Consider the following 16752-nt stretch of genomic DNA (forward strand, 5'->3'; position numbering starts at 1 on the left):
CAGGCTCTTGATCCACTGCCTGTTCTAGAATGGCCACGACAGACTCAGCGGCCCGACAGGCTTCCGCTCCGCATCCGCGGAACCAGGACATGCCCCCACCCGCACGAGCTACTTCGTGCTGCCTGGGGGCATTCTCTTGCTGTTCCGTGAGTCTGCGGCGTCACTGGCCACCCGCACCCACGTCGAGGGTCGGTTGGCGCGGCTCCTGACGGAGAACTTCCTGCACCAACACCGTCATCGACCCCAGCCGGCGGAGGTTCGGGCGTGGGAGCACAGCATTCCGGCACTCACCAACGTGCTCGTGGAAGCCGGTCTCGGCGAGGTCGAGATGCTGCTGGAGTACGGGCTGCCGCTGACCAGCAAGCGCGCTGACGTGATATTGGCAGGGGTACATCCAGCCACCGGTGAGGCGTCGTACGTGGTGGTCGAACTGAAGCAGTGGAGCGAAGCCCACCCCGAGCCGGAGGATCCGCTGCTCTGCCATATCGACGCCTACGACCATCCGATCCTCAATCCGATCGAGCAGGTGCGCGGCTACTGCGACTACCTGGTCTCGTTCAACGGGGCTCTGGAGAACAATCCGAAGTCGGTCGTCGGCGTGGCATACCTGCACAACGCGGCGGAGTCCAAAGTGGCGGGCCTGCGCCATGTCGCAGAAGACGATCGCGGCCGGATGTTCACGGGTGATCAGCGTGGCGCCTTCCTGAGCTACCTGCGTTCGCGTCTGGCCGCGAAGCCCGGTGCAGATGCGGCCGATGCCTTGCTGCAGGCCAAGGTCCGGCCGTCGAGGCAGCTGATGGCCGTTGCTGCCGCAGAGGTGCGCGACCGGGAACAGTTCGTCCTGCTCGATGAACAGCGGCTCGCCTACGAGACGGTCATGGCCGCGGTGCGGCGGGCGCGACAAGCGGATCACAAACAGGTCGTTGTGGTGACCGGGGGGCCGGGCTCCGGCAAGAGTGTGATCGCCCTGTCTCTCCTGGGAGACCTCTACCGGCGCGGGGTGCCCGCCCTGCACGCCACCGGCTCGCAATCGTTCACCAAGACGATGCGCAAGATCGCCGGCACCCGCAAGCCCGAAGTGCAGCGGCTTTTCCGCTATTTCAACAGCTTCATGGAGGCTGAGCCCAACGATCTCGACGTCCTTGTCTGCGACGAGGCGCACCGCTTGCGCAAGACCTCCGCCAACCGCTACACGAAGGCGACGCTCCGCACGGGCCGACCGCAGGTGGCGGAGCTGATGGCAGCGGCTCGGGTTCCGGTCTTCCTGCTGGACCAGCACCAAGTGGTCCGGCCGGGCGAGATGGGGACGGAGGAGCAGATTCGGGAAGCAGCCGCCGCATTGGGGCTCGCATGCACCGTGGTGGAACTGGACAGTCAGTTCCGATGCGGTGGCAGCGACGCATACTTGCGGTGGGTCGTTGACCTTCTGGGGCTCGAAGGTCAAGCTCCCACCGTGTGGGAGCCCGACGACAAAGTCCGTTTGATGACCGTCGACACCCCGCAGGAGCTCGAAGACTTCCTGGCCGCTCAACGGGCGCAGGGCTACGGCGCCCGCATGTCCGCGGGCTACTGCTGGAAGTGGACGACGAAGATTACTTCCAGTATGAACGCATTGCCCGCCGACGTGGTCATCGGTGACTGGGCGAGGCCATGGAACCTCTACGGTGACCGAGCCCTGCTCGGCGCACCGCCGGCGCCACTGTGGGCCACCGCCCCCGAGGGTTTCGGGCAGGTCGGATGTGTGTACACCGCGCAGGGCTTCGAGTACGACTGGTCGGGTGTCATCATGGGCCCGGACCTCGTCTGGCGGACCGACCGCTGGGTGGTGGACCGCACAGCGTCGAAGGATCCCTCGTTCACGAAGGCGACATCGGACGACGACGTGGATCGCCTCGTGCGCAATACGTACAAGGTGCTTCTCACCCGGGGCATGATCGGGACGGTCGTCTATTCGACGGATCCCGAGACCCGCGAGAAGCTCCGCACGCTGATCCCTGCGACGCCTTGAGCACCAACCGCCTTCGAGGCGCCGCGGAAATCAGGGCGCTCTCGGCCACTGGAGCACTGCGAAAACCACGACGCGCGGGCCGGGCCGCGAGATAGCATGATCGCGCTGCGCACCTTCCCGGAGGGTACGAGGCAAGGGTCGGTACGCCTGCCCCAATGACCCGTGAGCGACGAATGGTTGTGCCCGTCGTGTGGCGACACACGACGCGAGCGTGGATGCCCGCAGGGCGTCCCCCTGCCATTCCGATCTCACTGCATTGGAGCGGCCATGACCTCGGTCGAGTACAAGCCTGCGCGTCGTGAACGGATCCGCGAGATCCTGATCGAGATCGCCGTCGGAGTCGTCACCAATCTTGTGGTGACGGCCTTGCTGTCGATTGCGGGTCTGCTCTTCTAGAGCGGGCGGGTGGCGGGCCCGGTGAGCCCGCCACTCACACCGAACGCGAAAGCGCGTTCAGAACAGCGTCAGATCGGGCCCCTGCGATGTGCGCGCCTTCCGATTCCTCTTGCCACGTCTTCCCCTGCTGGGCCGGGGCAGGTGCGGCTTGCGCGCCTCCGCAGGCAGATTCTCCCACGTAGGACGCAATGCGTGGATCTCGACCGGTCCGACGAGTTCCTTGAGGTAGGTCCGGGTCTCCTCGTCTGTGGAATAGAGCACTGTTGCCCGGCTGGCCCGGGTCATCAGCACGTGATAAGCGTGGCGGACGAGTCGGGCGAATTCCTCGTCGTCGACACTGCCCGCCTTCACCTTCGGGTCGAACGAGCCGGGTCGAGCCACTCGCTTGGCGTCGGACTCCTCGTCCTTGCGCTCCTTGCCCCGACGGAACACCCATTGGCCGTCTCGGCGAACCATGTCCTCGCCCATGATGACGCCGCACCAGTCCCATTCGAGGCCCTGCGCCGTATAGACACAACCGATCTGGCCGAGGCCGTTCTCGTGCACGGACCATATCTTGGACGGGGGCACGTCGTCAGCGCAGAAGGTGTCGCTGTCCGCGTTCCACGGCCGGTGCCAGTCGCCGATGCGCACATCGGCCTCCAGCCGCCTCTCCTTGCCGAGTGGCTTGGTCCAAGGCCAGCAGTAGCCGGCGACCATGCGCGCAGACGCACCGGCCAGCGCTTCGGCACGGATGATCCGTTCGAGTTCCTCAGGGGTGTCCGCCACTTCGACGTGCATCAGGCCGTCCGGGCGCCAGCACTCGGTCTCCTCGTCCGTCACACCGAGCACGGCGCGCACCCAACGGGGGTAGGCGTCGCTGCCGCCACAGCGGAACTGCTCGCGAAGCCCAACCTCAACAAGGCGGGCATCGTGGCGGGCAGCAGCCTCCTTGATCAGCTGTACGGTACCGACCTCGTTCGGCCTCACCGACTGCCCTTCATCCATGAAGAAGACCGTCAGTCGCGACGCGGCGAGGAGCTCGTCCACCTGCGGCCCCGTGCCCCAGTCCTCGGGCTTCCAGAATCGATTCGTCGAGCGGTCGCGAAGTCGGTGGGCCTCATCGCAGATCAACACGTCCAGGGGTGGCTCCGGTGGTCTGACGAAATTGCTGAAGTACGTGAACGACTCCCTGAACTCCCGGTCTCCGTATCCGACGTGCTCTTGAAGCGCGCCGTTGAACGCCCTACTGCCGCTGGCGTAGTTGACCGTGCGGCCTTGTGCCTCCAGCTCTGCTTTGATCTGCAGTCCGATCGCGCTCTTTCCCGTTCCGGCGCCACCGGTCACCAGGAAGATCACCCGTTGCTCGTCCGGGACCAAGGTGGGACGCTTGGGATCCGGTAGGACCTTGGCGGCCGATTCCAGGACCTGGTCGGCCACTGCCTTCTGGCGCCCACGGAGGGTGAAGACGGTGTCGGCCCCGCGGGACCAGATCATCGCGTCGAGCAGCGGGGTGTTGCGCAACCCCATGTTCTGCAGCATCCTCTCGGCCTCTGAGGCCGCGCCTTCAACAGCGAAGTGCCGCTGAAGGTCGGACAGCAATTGTGCGCGCCGGTCGCTCGTGTACACGCGGGCGTAGGCACCTGTCGGCGCATCCACGTCGATCAAGGGCCGAACCGAATCATCCGCGGCGTTGTGCAGGTAGGCGAAACCTCCGCATTCGAAGTCCGAGCGCCGGAAGGGGCCCCTGTCACTCGTGAACGCCTCGTAATACGAGCGCAATTGCAGTGCCGGGTGCTGCTTCACCTCGTCCATGGCCGGCACGTAGAGCAGGTCTGCCGTGGCCTGCTCCACCCTGGTCACCGTCGACCAGCGCTTCAGCTCGACCAACTGGACCGACGGCACGTTGCGTTCCGGGTGCCGGCCCACCAGAACGACGTCGATGAGGCGTGGGTTCTCGGAACGGTTCACCTCGTCGAGCGTGGCGGCACATTCGACGATCATCTCCACGTTGCCGCGCTCCGCCGCGACCAGGTCGTTCGCCAGGCTCACCAGGCTTTCCGCCCACGCGGAGCGTTCCGACAACGAGGCGTCCGCGCCCCTGAAGTGGCGCCATCGGGCAGCAAGGTGCGGAACCATTCTGCGACGCGAATTCAGAGTGAGCAGATCCTCCGCCGACAGTTTCAGCAGGAGCATGGACACGAGGTGGTTCCCCCAGGGCACGAGTGACTCGTGCGGGTGGGGGCATGTCCTGTTCAGGAAGCCCGTCGGGCCGCAATCGGTTGGAGTAATCCTAGTAAGGCCCGACCTGCCGAAGAACGACACCTCGGCTGTCGGCGAGAACTGCGTCGATCATGGCTGGATCACGCAGTACGGGTCATGGACCCTGGATCTCGAGTCGGCAACTGTCAGCTCATTCTCGGGGCGCCGACTGCGCGGACCGGAAACTCCCGGGCGACCGCCGGCAGCTCCCCACCGCTGTTCCCGGCGGGCTCCGTCGACCCCGTCGCGGGCAGTCCGAGATCCGCCCACCAGTCCGACGGCGGCATGTTCTCGGGCCACGGGCCGCAAGTCCTGAAGCCGGCGAGCAACGCCTCAACGGACAGGACCTCGAAATCCAGCAGCCGCTCGTCGAAAATGCCTTTGGTCAGTGACGCTGAGATACCGCTACTGGGGCCGCCACCCCGGCAACGAGTGCGCGTCATCACGCCTCCGACACCCCGCCGCAGCGCGGCATCCCCAAGGTCGACCCGGTCGACTGACCCCAGCCACCTGGCGAAGGGGCAGGGACCGGTGCGGCGGCCCCTGCCCCCCTTCGCGCTGCGTCCGCGGCGCCCGATGTACGGCTCGCCCGAAGAGGGAGGTCTCTGGCTTGAAGCTGTTCCACATGAGCGGCGTGCGTGCTGATGGTCAGCGGACGTGGAGGAAATGGAGGTCCGCGTCGGTCAGGGCCTGTCCCAGCAGATCGACGATGTGGTCGAGTTCGTCGCGGGTGGAGATCAGGGGTGGTGCGATCTGCACGACCGGGTCGCCGCGGTCGTCCGCGCGGGCCAGGAGTCCGAGGCCGCGCATGCGTGCGGGAAGGAACTGCTTGACGAGTTCGTCCTGGCGCTCAGGGGTGAAGCGTCGGCCGTCCGCTCCCGCGACGAGTTCGAGGGCCCAGAAGAAGCCGTCGCCGCGTACGTCGCCCACGATGCTCAGCTCGGTCAGTTCGGCGAGCCGCCTGTGGAGGTGGCCGGTCAGGCCACGGACGTTGTCCAGGACACCGTCTCGTTCGAAGATGTCGAGGTTGGTCAGGGCGGTGGCGGCGGCGACCGGATGCCCGGCGAAGGTCAGCCCGTGCAGGAGGGTCACGCCGTCGTTGAAGAAGGGCGCGGAGACCTTGTCGGACACCAGGACGGCGCCGAGCGTGGCATAGGACGAGGTGAGGCCCTTGGCCGTGGTGATCATGTCGGGGATCGCGCCGTACTTGCTCACGGCGAAGTATTCGCCGATGCGGCCGAAACCGGTGATGACCTCGGCGGCGACCAGGAGGAAACCGTATCGGTCTGCCATCGCCCGGAGTCCGGCCCAGTAGCCTGCCGGAGGCGTGAGGCAGCCTCCGGAGTTCTGCACGGGTGCGGCGATGAGCATGGCCACGTTCTCCGGGCCGGCCTCCAGTACCGCCGCTTCGGTCTCGGTCAGGATCCGCCGGGTGAAGGCATTCTCGTCTGTGTCGGTGGTGCGGTAGTGGTTGGTGTTGGGTGCGTGGATGACCTCGAAGGCCGGCGCGCCGAACGGCTCCTTGAGTGCCGGGATCCCCGTGAGCGCGAGGGCGCCCATGGTCACGCCGTGGTAGGCGGTGCGGCGGGCGATGGCTTTGGTGCGCTGAGGCTGGCCTTGGGCGACGTGGTACATGCGGGCGAGCTTCCACGCGGACTCCACGGACTCCGAGCCGCCGGAGGTGAAGAACACACGGTTGACGCCGTCGGGTGCCAGGGCGGCGAGTCGCTCGGCCAGCTCGATGGCGGCGGGGTGCGCGGAGTTCCACAGAGTGCTGAAGGGCAGGCGGTTGAGCTGCTGTTCGGCCGTCTTGGCGAACTCGGGGCCGTAGGAGTAGCCGAGCTGTGCGCAGAACAGGGCGGACAGGCCGTCGATATAGCGGGTTCCAGTCGTGTCGTAGACGTAGACGCCGTCGGCCCGGTCGGGCAGGAACAGTCCCTGGCCGCCGCGCAGGCTCGCGTGTTGGCCGAAGTGCAGGAGCAGGTGTTTGCCGGCTGCTTCGCGCAGTCGCTCGGCCTGGTGTGTGGGGGTGGGGTAGTCGGGCATGGCGTTCTCCGGGGAGGTCGGCGGGCAGATGAGGGGCAGACGGCAGGCCCGGCGGAGTGACTGGGCGGACCCAGGCGGAAAGGGCGGCAACATCTCGTGAGCAGCTGCCGACCACTGGAGCGGTATCTGAACGGCGGCTCCGAGAGGGCTCGGCAGCGCAGACTCGGCGCCCGCTGCCGAGCCGGTCGTCAGGCGCCGGTCAGCCGGTCGCGACCGCGGGACCGCTGGGCCTCTCAGGCTCCTGTCGATCCGGCCCGGGCGGGATGCAGCGGGCCGAGGCCGGTCATGATCTGGCCCTTGTCGTAGCCCTCGGTGGCGGGCGGGAAGGGGGGCGGGGCGTCGCGCAGCTGCTTCCACAGGGGGTTCAGACCGAGGGTGCCGCGTTCACGGGTGGTGGCCACGAGGTCGAGGTCGAGGTGGAAGGTGAGGAACTCCTCGCCTGCGCCGCCCTGGGCCAGTACGCGGCCTTCGGGGTCGGTGGCGATGCTGCGGCCGGTGCCGAAGACGCCGCCGATGTTCGGGTTGAGGATGTACACCTGGTTGGTGATGGCGTTGGCGCGGGCGAGGACCAGTTCCTGCTCGCGGTCGGAGGTGCGGGTGTAGGTGGGCTGGATGATGACCTCGGCGCCCATCCAGGCGAGGGTGCGGGAGATCTCCGGCACCCAGCCGTCGTAGCAGATCGCCAGGCCGAAGCGGCCCACCTGGGGGATGTCGAAGGTGACGTAGGTGTCGCCGGGCACGGAGGTCTCGTACGGCATCCAGGGGAAGATCTTGCGGTACGAGGCCACCACTTCACCCTGCGGGGAGATGGCGACTGCCGTGTTGTGGACGCCCTTGGCCGATCGCTCCGGGATGCTGCCGGGGACGATCCACAGCCCGGTGTCGGCCGCGAGCCGGCATACCGCGTCGGTGATGGGGCCCGGGATCGGTTCGGCGAGGCCGTCGAGGTAGCCGGCCGGGTGGCGGGCGTCGAAGCTGCCGAACGCGCTCAGGTACAGCTCGGGGAAGACCACCAGGTCGATGGACGGGGAGAGGGCTTTGAGGGAGCGCACCTCGCGGCTGAACTTCGCGAATGTCGCTTGGGGGTCGCCGGTCACGGGTGCGACCTGGGCGAGGGCGACGCCGAGGATTCGGCTCACTGGAGAGCTCCTTGTGCGGTGGCGGCTGCGGGTGTGCTCGGCGGGGTGTCGTCCGGTGGGCGGAGCCCGGGGACGGCGTCGAGCAGCCTGCGGGTGTAGGGGTGCTGGGGGGAGTCCAGGACCTGGGCGGTGGGCCCGGTCTCGACGAGTTCGCCGTGCAGCATGACGCTGACCCGGTCCGCGATGTGCCGGACCACGCCCAGGTCGTGGGTGATGAGGAGGAAGGCGAGGTCGCTGTGCTCGCGCAGGTCGAGCAGCAGGTTGAGGATCTGGGCCTGGACGGAGACGTCGAGGGCGGAGGTGGGTTCGTCAAGCACCAGCAGCGAGGGCCCGACGGCGAGGGCGCGGGCGATGGCGACGCGCTGGCACTGGCCGCCGGAGAGCTGGTGGGGATAGCGGGTGAGGACAGTGGCGGGCAGGCCGACGCGCGCGAGTTCCGCAGTGACGTCGGTGACAGGCCGGCCGGCTTCGCGCAGTGGCTCGGCGATGAGTTGCCGGACGGTCATCCGGGGGTTGAGGGCGGCGTAGGGGTTCTGGAAGACGATCTGTACCTGGTGGCGCAGCCGCCGCAACTCCTTGCGGCGCAGCCCGGCGAGCGGGCGGCCCGCGATGTGCACGGTGCCGGAGGTGGGCGGGATCAGGCCCAGCACGCAGCGCGCGAGGGTGGTCTTGCCCGAGCCCGACTCGCCTACCAGCGCATGTACTTCTCCTGCGGTGATGTTGAGGTCGACGCCGGCGACAGCGGTGTGCGAGCCGAAGGTCTTGACGAGCTGCTGTACGTCGAGGATCACGCGGGGACTCCCTTCGGCTGGGTGAGGTGGCAGGCGCTTGCCCGCGCTCCGGCGGCGTTGAGAGGCGGCGGGGTGGCGCATGCCTCGGTGGTGTGGGCACAGCGGTCGGCGAAGGGGCAGCCGGTGAGGAGGTCGGGGCGGTCAGGCACGCTGCCGGGGATGGAGGGCAGCGCTTTGCCGGGGGCGGCCCGGTCGGGGAGGGCGGCGAGCAGGGCGCGGGTGTAGGGGTGATCCGGGGTGTCCAGTACGTCGGCCACCGGGCCTGATTCGACGACCTGACCGGCGTAGAGCACGTACATCCGGCTGCACAGTTCGCGGACCTCGCCCAGGTTGTGGGTGATGTACAGGACTCCGAAGCCGTGCTCGGCCTGCAGGCGGCGCAGCAGGGAGCGGAACTCCTTGGCCACGGTGACGTCCAGGGCGGTGGTCGGTTCGTCGGCGATGAGCAGATCGGGCCGGCACAGCAGAGCGGCGGCGATCATGACGCGCTGCAGCATGCCGCCGGAGAGCTGGTGGGGGTAGGAGCGTGTGACGCGCTCGGCGTCCAGGCCCACTTCCGTCAGTGCGGTGCTCACCTGCTGGGCCGCTTCGCTCGGGGTGCCGCCCTGGTGGAGGCGTACCAGGCGGTCGAGTTGGCGGCCGAGCGGGGTGACGGGGTCGAAGGAGGCAGCGGGGTTCTGGAAGACCATGGCCACCTTCCGGCCGCGGATCGTGTGGAAGCCGGCGGCCCGCAGGTCCTGGCCCTGGAGCCGGATGGCGCCGGAGGTCTCGGCTCCGGAGGGGAGCATGCCGAGGACACTGAGGGCGGTCAGGGACTTGCCGCAGCCGCTCTCGCCGACCACCCCCACGACCTCGCCCGCGCGCACGCGGAGGGAGACGTCGCGTACGACGGCGGCGTCGCCGATGGTGACGCGCAGCCGGGAGATCTCCAGCAAGGGTGCCGCCTGACCGTCTGCGCGCTGCTTGCCCGGGCCGGGCGCGGTCTCGTCCTCAGCGGCGGGCAGGGGGCTCACCGCGTCGGTGGCCTTCCCCTCCGGCCGGCGCCGCAACAGAGCGGCGGCCTGCCCGGCCAGTGTGCGCAGGCCACGGCGCGCGGCGGCGGAGCGGGCTTCCGTACGTGGGTCGAACACGTCACGCAGAGCGTCGCCGAAGAGGTTGAAGGCCAGCACGGTGAGGAGGATCGCCAGGCCCGGGAAGAGCGCCGCCCACCAGTGGGTCTGGAGGTCGCCGCGGGCCTCGGCGACCATCAGGCCCCAGTCCGCCTGCGGCGGGCGGGTGCCCAGGCCGAGGAAGGCCAGTGATCCGGCGGCCAGGATCACGGTGCCGATGTCGACGGTGGCCTGCACCAGAATCGGTGAGACGGCGTTGCGCAGAATGTGCCGGACCATGACGACTCGGTCCTTGAGCCCCAGGGCGCGCGCTCCCTCGACGAAGGGCCGCTCACGCATGGACGCGGTGATGCCCTGGACAAGCCGGGTGTACCAGGGCCACCAGGCGATGGCCAGCGCGAGGGCGGCGTGCTCCAGGCCGGGGCCGAGGGTGGCCACGATGGCCATGGCGAGCAGCAGGGGCGGGAAGGCCAGGAACATGTCGCACAGCCGCATGATCGCCTCGCCCACGCGCCCGCCGCGGAAGCCTGCGATCAGCCCCAGCGGTACGCCCACCAGCACGGCGAGCCCGACCACGAGGAGCGGTACGGTCAGCGCCGGCCGGGCACCGTAGATGACGCGGCTGAGCACGTCGCGGCCGAGGTTGTCGGTGCCGAGCAGGTGGCCGGCGCCGGGTGGCAGGTGGCGGGCGGCGACCTCGGCGGCTCCGGCGCCCTGATCAGGGTGCGGGGCGAGCCAGGGGCTGAGCAGGGCGGCGGCGACCAGGGCCACGAGCAGCACCAGGCCGAGGACGGCGAGCGGGTCGCGGAGCAGGGCGGTGAAGCGGGCGCTGCGCGGTGGGATGGTCTGCGGGCTCTGGCTCATGCCGGCCTCACTCGCGGGTCGAGGCGCGCGTGGACGAGGTCCACCGCGAGGTTGACGAGGACGTAGGCGACGGCGCCGATGAGGGTGACGCCCATGACCGCCGGGTAGTCCAGGCTCAGCAGGCCGGAGGAGGCGTACTGGCCGAGGCCCGGCCAGTCGAAGACCACTTCGACGAAGAACGCGCCGGTCAGGGCGTAGGCGGCGGTCAGGCCGAGCACCGTGACGGTGGGTGGGAGGGCGTTGCGCAGGGCGACGCGCCAGACGAGGGTGCGTTCGGGGACGCCGTAGGCGCGGCCGACGCGGATGTGGTCCTGCTGGAGCGCCTCCAGCATGCTGGTGCGGGTCATGCGGGCCACGACGCCGAGCGGGTAGGCGGCCAGTGTGAGGGCCGGCAGGATCAGGTGCGCCGAGGCGCTGGCCAGCGCCGCCCCGTTGCCGGTGAGCAGTGCGTCCACCGTGTTCAGTCCGGTGATCGAGTGGATCGGCGCGGTGAACTCCAGGTCGCTGTCGATGCGTCCGGTGGGCGGCAGCAGTCCCAGGCGGCCGAAGACCAGCAGCTGGAGCAGCAGCCCGAGCCAGAAGGCGGGCACCGATACGCCCGCGATGGACAGCAGCCTCACCGCCTGGTCGATCAGCCTGCCGGGCCGCACCGCGGCTATGCAGCCGAGCGTGACGCCCAGCACCAGCGCGACCGCCATGGCGGCGCCGACGAGTTCGAGGGTGGCGGGCAGCCGGTCGCCGAGCTCGCCGAGGACCGGCTGCTTGGTGGCGATGGAGGTGCCCCAGTCCCCGGTCAGCACATTGCGCAGATACGACAGGTACTGCACCGGCAGCGGCTGATCGAGGCCGAGGGCGTGTGTCACCCGTTCTACTTCCTCGGGCGTCGCCTTGGCGCCGACGTAGGTGAGGGCGGGGTTGGAGGGGATCACCCGGGCTATGACGAAGGTGATCGCGCTGACCCCGAGCAGGACGAGCAGGGAGCCCCGCAGTCGGCGCAGCAGGAAGCGCGGCATCAGCTGGCTCCGCGGTGCAGCTGGTGGAAGGCGATGGAGAAGGAGTAGTTCGGGTTGCAGGCGAAGCCCTTGACCTCGCTGTTCACCACGACCGGGGTGCGCATGTCGTAGAGGAATGCGCCGGGGGCCTGCTCCAGCAGCCTGCGCTGCGCCTTGTCGTACAGAGCGGCGGCCTTGTCCTGGTCGGTGGCGGTGTGGGTGCCGGCCTCGTCGACGAGCTTGTCGTACGTGGCGTCCTTCCAGTAGCTGAGGTTGAAGAACGGCTTGTCGCTGCTGCGGAAGAGCGAGACCAGGTTGTCCGAGCCGGCGTCGGAATAGGTCGGCCAGTACATCAGCAGGAAGATGTCCTGCGCCTTGGCCGGGTCCGCCTTGGCCTTCTCCCACTGCTGGTTGAACAGGATCGGCTGCAGTTCGACCGACACGCCGACCTTGGCGAAGGAGTCCTTGATCAGCGGGGCGTACTTGGCCTGCTGTGCGTTCTCCGCCGCGTAGCTGAGGGTGAGCTTCAGGCCCTTGCCGCCCTCGTATCCGGCCTCGGTGAGCAGCCGACGGGCGGCCTCCAGGTCATACGGCGTCTGCGGCAGCTGCTCGTCGTAGGGGAAGGCGCCGGCCGGTACGGCACCGCGAGCGCGGGCGCCGAAGCCTTCGGCGCCCACCTTGACAATGTCGTCGTACGGGATCGCCTGCGCCAGCGCCTGGCGTACCTTCACGTTCTTCAGCGGGCCCTTGGTGGTGTTGAAGAAGGCCGTGTGGCTCTGGAAGGTGGGGCACTCGGTGACGGTGTAGCGCTTGTCCTTCTTGAACCGGGCGACGTTCTCCAGCGGCAGCGCGGCGGCGTAGTCGACCTGGCCGGACTGGAGCATCTGCTCCTGCGCGGTCGGCTCGGCGGTGATCCTGGCGACGACCGTGCGGTAGCGCTCGCCCTTCCAGCCGCCCCAGTACTTGTCGTACGCCTTGAGTACGACCCTCTTCTTGGCCTGGTACTCCGAGACCCGGTACGGACCGGTGCCTGCGTCAACGCCCTTGGCGAAGTATTCCTCGCCCCTGGCCAGGGCCTTGGGGCTGACGATCCACGCCCCGTACATGGACGAGGCGATCATGTCGACCGGGGCGGCGCTCTTCAGCTTGAGCACGACCGTGTGCTCGTCCGGTGTCGCGATGGTGTCCAGCGCCGACCAGATGAAGGCTGCGCCGCCGTCCTTGGCGGAGGCTTCCAGGGACGTCTTGACCGCCGCGGCGTTCATCGGCTCGCCGTCGTGGAAGGTGACCCCCTTGCGCAGATGGAAGGTCCACGTCTTGGCGTCGGCGGAGGACGCCCAGCGCTCGGCGAGGGCGGGGCGGAAGCGCTCCTTCGAGCCGGGCGGGTTCATCCACAGCAGCGGCTCGTAGACGTTGCTCAGGTAGTAGACCTCGGTGGAGAAGGACTTCACCGGATTCCAGGTCGTCACCTCGGCGGTGGTCGCCACATTGAGGATCTGCCCGGTGCCGCTGTCGGTGCCGCTGTCGTTACCGCTACAAGCGGACGCGAGCAGACCGCAGGCCACCAGAGCGGCGGCGGCGGGTGTTCTTCGGGACGTGGCCATGAGTTCGCTCCTCGGGAAGGCGCATTCGCCGGCTGTTCACAGTGAGGCAACAATGGGCCGGGTGAGCTATAACCTCAAATACTTGATGGGGCTGAGTTTCATGCCTGCGAGGCATGGGTTGGAGGTTCGCTGTGGAGCTGAGGGTGCTGCGCTACTTCCTGGCGGTCGTCGAGAGCGGTTCGGTGACCAGGGCGGCAGCCGAAGTCCATATCGCCCAGCCCTCGCTGTCCCGCCAACTGCGCGGACTTGAGGCGTCCCTGGGAGTGACACTGTTCGACCGCACGGGCAATCGGATGGAACTCACGGCGGCCGGCCGCCGATTCCTGCCCCTCGCCCGGGACCTGGTAACCCGCGCCGACACCGCCCTCGCCGCCGCCGGCTCGCTGGCGTCCGGGCGGGCGATGCGGCTCACCGTGGCGGCCCCCGCCACCACCATCACCGACGTGATCGCCCCGTTCCTGGCCACCTGGGGTCCAGAGGACCCCCTGGTCACGGTGCAGGCGGAGAGCCCGGTACGCGCCTACCAGGCCCTTACTCGGGGCGCCGACGTGGCGATCTCCTCAGCCCCGCCGCGCCACCGCTACGCCGGCCTGCCCGTAGCCCGGCTGCCGCTGTGGGCCTACGTGCCGCCCTCACACCCCTGGGCAGGCCGGGACCGGATCACCATCCAGGAGTTGACCGGTGAGCCACTGATCGTCCTCACCCTCGCGCACGGCACCCGCCGCATCCTGGACCAGGCGGTACAGGACGCTGGCAGTTCCCTCGACATCGTCCTGGAGTGCGACACCCCGCAGGTCGCCCAGGCGATGACCGCCTCCGGTCACGGCATCGCCGTCGTCTCCGACGACCCCCGCTTCGGCCTGCACCCCCTGCTGATCCTCGACCAGCACGGGGAGCCCCTGCAGATCCGGCTGCACGCGGCCTGGGACGCCGGCCACTACGCGCTGCGCACCATCGAGTCCTTCGCCACCGGCCTGGCCCGCTTCTGCGTCGAGCAGTACGGGCCGCAGGCAGCGGGGAGCTGAACCTGCCGGCATTGGGCCGGTCTGGTGCGAAAGCCGTTCAGGAGTCGTGGTCGCTTCGGGAGGGTGTCTGTTCCGGCCAGCCTTGTGAAAGGGGGAGACGGCCGGGCCTGAACGCGGCGCGCTGTTCGGAGACCCATCGCTCGACTTGATCCACGGATTCCGGCACGTGCTCGTCTGTGGTGCCGAGCAGGGGGCCATCATCGCCGGTCGTCGGCGCTCCAACCGGTCCAGCGGTGCCGGGCTATGCGGGGCCGACTGTCGTCGATGACGGCGCCGGGTCGGTATCGGGGATTCTCCGCGCGCTTGCGGTGCCAGGCGGCCCGGCCCCGGCGATCGACGACTTCCGGAACACCGAGCTCGTCGAAGACGTGCACGGCGAGCCGCCCCATCCACTCGGCGACCCCGTAGACGAGCGTGGTCTTGCCCGAACAGCCGGAGCCGGCAGCGTGCGCAGCATCCGGCCACGGTCACAGGTCAGCTGTGGCGTTCTCGGCAAGTTCACGCAGACCTGGCTTCTCGTCTACCGACCCCGGCGATGCGACGCACTCCACCGGAGAACCTGCCCTGATGCTTTTCAGACACCGTGGCCAGTCCTGGCAGGCATTGGACAGCTCTCGCTGCGCGCACCCACCATGCCGCAACAACAGACCCCGCCCGGAAGAGGGACATCCATGACCTCCAGTCCGCCCACCCGCCGCCCACGCGGAATGCGATGTCTTGCGACGGCCACGGCACTGCTCACCGTGCTGCTCGCCGGCGTGTTCACCGCTCCATCCCCCGCCCTCGCCGAAAGCGCGGCCCCCGTGCCGGGCGACCCGCTCACCGGCAGCGGCGCCGTGCCCCGCGCGGTCCTCACCGCGGCCCAGCTCTCCAGCGCCAACCCCACCGACACCGTCGTAGACAGCGCCTTCGCTCTGCCCGCCGAGGCGGCCCCGCCCGCACACACCTTCGAGGGCACTCTGACCCTCAACGGCACCGCCACGGCCGGCGGCTACCGCAAGCTGAAGGACCCCAACGGCTACTCCCGCACCGAGGCCACCAAGCACCTCCCCCCGTTCAGCGCCACCCTCGTGCAGAACGGCAGCCACCTCATCCCCACCGTGCGCGGGCTGCGCTACACCGGGAACGCCGCCTGGAACCTCGCCGTGGGGGCCGGCCGGGCCTGGCAGGAAGACGGCGACGGCGGCCGCACGCGCGCCGCGCTGCCCTTCGCACTGGTCGAACGGAACGCCAACTGCGTGCACAACGGGGTGCTCTCCTTCCTCTTCGACGCATCCTCCATCTCCCAGGTCCGCTACCAGATCACCGCGGAAACCTGCGCCTACCACCAGTTCGACATGTGGGGCCAGGTGGCCGCCACATACCAGCCGGGCACCGTTCCCGATGGCGAAGCCGCACGCGCCGCCTACGCGGCCGAGGTCGCAGGCCGACTGCCCACCAGACCCATCGCGCAGCTCGCCACCGACCACCCCGGCGCCGGCGTGGACACCTCGAAGTTCGGCGCGGGGATCACCCCCACCGCGCTCAGCACCTACGGCTTCTACTACGACGGCGTGAACTACGTCGGCGGCTGCCAGACCAGGCGGGGCCAGTACCCGTTCTGCGGTCAGATGCTGCTGCCCTCCTACTCCACCGCCAAGTCCGCCTTCGCCGGAACCGCCCTGCTCCGGCTCGCCCAGCGCTACGGCACCGGTGTCGCGGACCAGCTCCTGACCGACCTGATACCGGAAACCGCCGGGAAGAGCGCCTGGTCGGGTGTCACCGTCGGCCACGCCCTGGACATGACCACCGGCAACTACACCTCGGCGCGCTACGAGACCGACGAGGCGGGCAGCACCATGACCGCCTTCTTCCTCGCCGAGCCCTACGCCACCAAGATGGACAAGGCGCTGTCCTTCCCACGCAAGGCCACCCCGGGCAGCAAGTGGGTCTACCACTCCTCCGACACCTTCCTGGCGGCCCGCGCCATGAACAACTACTACCGAAGCAAGGCAGGTTCCGGCGCGGACCTGTTCCACATGCTGCGCGACGAGGTCCTCACCCCGATCGGCATCAGCCCGGACGCCCGCACCTCCTCCCGTACGGACAACAGCGCGGCCGGTGTCCCGTTCGGCGGGTACGGGATGTTCTGGACCAAGGACGATGTCGCCAAGTTCGCCAAGTTCCTGAACAACGATGCCGGCGCGGTGGCCGGCACCCAGGTGCTGCACCCGGGCCTGCTGGCCGACTCCATGCAGCAGAACCCGTCAGAACGCGGCGCCACGACGACCGGCAGCACACCGATGCGCTACCAGAACGGTTTCTGGGGGCGGGAGTTCACGGCCGCAGACAACCCCGCCTACACCCAGCCGTTCCACGTACCGTTCATGTCCGGATACGGAGGCATCACCGTCGCGATGATGCCCAACGGCTCCACGTACTACTACTTCAGCGACAACAACGAATTCTCCTGGATCGCGGCAGTATCCGAGTCCAACAAGCTCGCCCCCATGGCCTCACTGCAGAGTCCTTCCTGATCGACGACGCCACCTTCCGCG

The 16752-nt window shown here is 68.9% G+C and carries 11 protein-coding genes; 4 read left to right on the plus strand and 7 right to left on the minus strand.

Going from position 1 to position 16752, the window contains the following annotated elements:
- Nucleotides 1-136: 136 nt before the first annotated feature.
- Together ACIA8N_RS16390 and ACIA8N_RS16395 are read left to right on the plus strand one after the other, a co-directional pair.
- Nucleotides 137-2008 carry a DUF2075 domain-containing protein gene (locus ACIA8N_RS16390; protein ID WP_365779578.1) on the plus strand — a complete coding sequence of 624 codons (1872 nt, stop codon included), beginning with the start codon at nucleotides 137-139 and terminating at the stop codon, nucleotides 2006-2008.
- Between the two features lie 267 nt (nucleotides 2009-2275).
- The gene (locus ACIA8N_RS16395; RefSeq protein WP_222517947.1) at nucleotides 2276-2404 is read left to right on the plus strand and encodes a DUF6408 family protein; all 129 of its coding nucleotides are present in this window, start codon (nucleotides 2276-2278) and stop codon (nucleotides 2402-2404) included.
- Nucleotides 2405-2461: 57 nt separating this feature from the next.
- On the opposite strand, the gene ACIA8N_RS16400 is transcribed toward ACIA8N_RS16395, so the two are convergent.
- The 7 genes from ACIA8N_RS16400 to ACIA8N_RS16430 form a co-directional block, all read right to left on the minus strand.
- On the minus strand, nucleotides 2462-4579 hold the full coding sequence (locus tag ACIA8N_RS16400) for a DUF2075 domain-containing protein (protein WP_365779692.1): 2118 nt from the start codon (nucleotides 4577-4579) through the stop codon (nucleotides 2462-2464).
- A gap of 714 nt (nucleotides 4580-5293) precedes the next feature.
- Nucleotides 5294-6691, minus strand: coding sequence for an aminotransferase class III-fold pyridoxal phosphate-dependent enzyme (locus ACIA8N_RS16405; protein WP_365779575.1), 1398 nt, complete (start codon nucleotides 6689-6691; stop codon nucleotides 5294-5296).
- A 233-nt stretch (nucleotides 6692-6924) separates the two neighbouring features.
- The gene (locus tag ACIA8N_RS16410) at nucleotides 6925-7830 is read right to left on the minus strand and encodes a carbon-nitrogen hydrolase family protein (protein WP_365779573.1); all 906 of its coding nucleotides are present in this window, start codon (nucleotides 7828-7830) and stop codon (nucleotides 6925-6927) included.
- A complete protein-coding gene (locus tag ACIA8N_RS16415) occupies nucleotides 7827-8621 on the minus strand; it encodes an ABC transporter ATP-binding protein (protein WP_024758429.1) in 795 nt (264 codons plus the stop codon). The genes ACIA8N_RS16410 and ACIA8N_RS16415 overlap by 4 nt, the downstream gene beginning before the upstream one ends.
- Nucleotides 8618-10594: a dipeptide/oligopeptide/nickel ABC transporter permease/ATP-binding protein gene (locus tag ACIA8N_RS16420; RefSeq protein WP_365779571.1), complete on the minus strand. Its 1977-nt coding sequence runs from the start codon at nucleotides 10592-10594 to the stop codon at nucleotides 8618-8620. Before ACIA8N_RS16420 ends, ACIA8N_RS16415 begins: the two co-directional genes overlap by 4 nt.
- Nucleotides 10591-11607 carry an ABC transporter permease gene (locus tag ACIA8N_RS16425; protein WP_024758431.1) on the minus strand — a complete coding sequence of 339 codons (1017 nt, stop codon included), beginning with the start codon at nucleotides 11605-11607 and terminating at the stop codon, nucleotides 10591-10593. The genes ACIA8N_RS16420 and ACIA8N_RS16425 overlap by 4 nt, the downstream gene beginning before the upstream one ends.
- Nucleotides 11607-13190: an ABC transporter substrate-binding protein gene (locus tag ACIA8N_RS16430; protein ID WP_365779567.1), complete on the minus strand. Its 1584-nt coding sequence runs from the start codon at nucleotides 13188-13190 to the stop codon at nucleotides 11607-11609. The genes ACIA8N_RS16425 and ACIA8N_RS16430 overlap by 1 nt, the downstream gene beginning before the upstream one ends.
- 131 nt (nucleotides 13191-13321) lie before the next feature.
- On the opposite strand from ACIA8N_RS16430, the gene ACIA8N_RS16435 reads away from it, so the two are divergent.
- Together ACIA8N_RS16435 and ACIA8N_RS16440 are read left to right on the plus strand one after the other, a co-directional pair.
- On the plus strand, nucleotides 13322-14215 hold the full coding sequence (locus ACIA8N_RS16435; RefSeq protein ID WP_365779564.1) for a LysR family transcriptional regulator: 894 nt from the start codon (nucleotides 13322-13324) through the stop codon (nucleotides 14213-14215).
- Nucleotides 14216-14886: 671 nt separating this feature from the next.
- Nucleotides 14887-16731, plus strand: coding sequence for a hypothetical protein (locus ACIA8N_RS16440; RefSeq protein WP_365779562.1), 1845 nt, complete (start codon nucleotides 14887-14889; stop codon nucleotides 16729-16731).
- Nucleotides 16732-16752 lie beyond the last annotated feature (21 nt).

It is taken from the genome of Streptomyces sp. NPDC051822, assembly GCF_044452745.1.
Classification (GTDB): domain Bacteria; phylum Actinomycetota; class Actinomycetes; order Streptomycetales; family Streptomycetaceae; genus Streptomyces.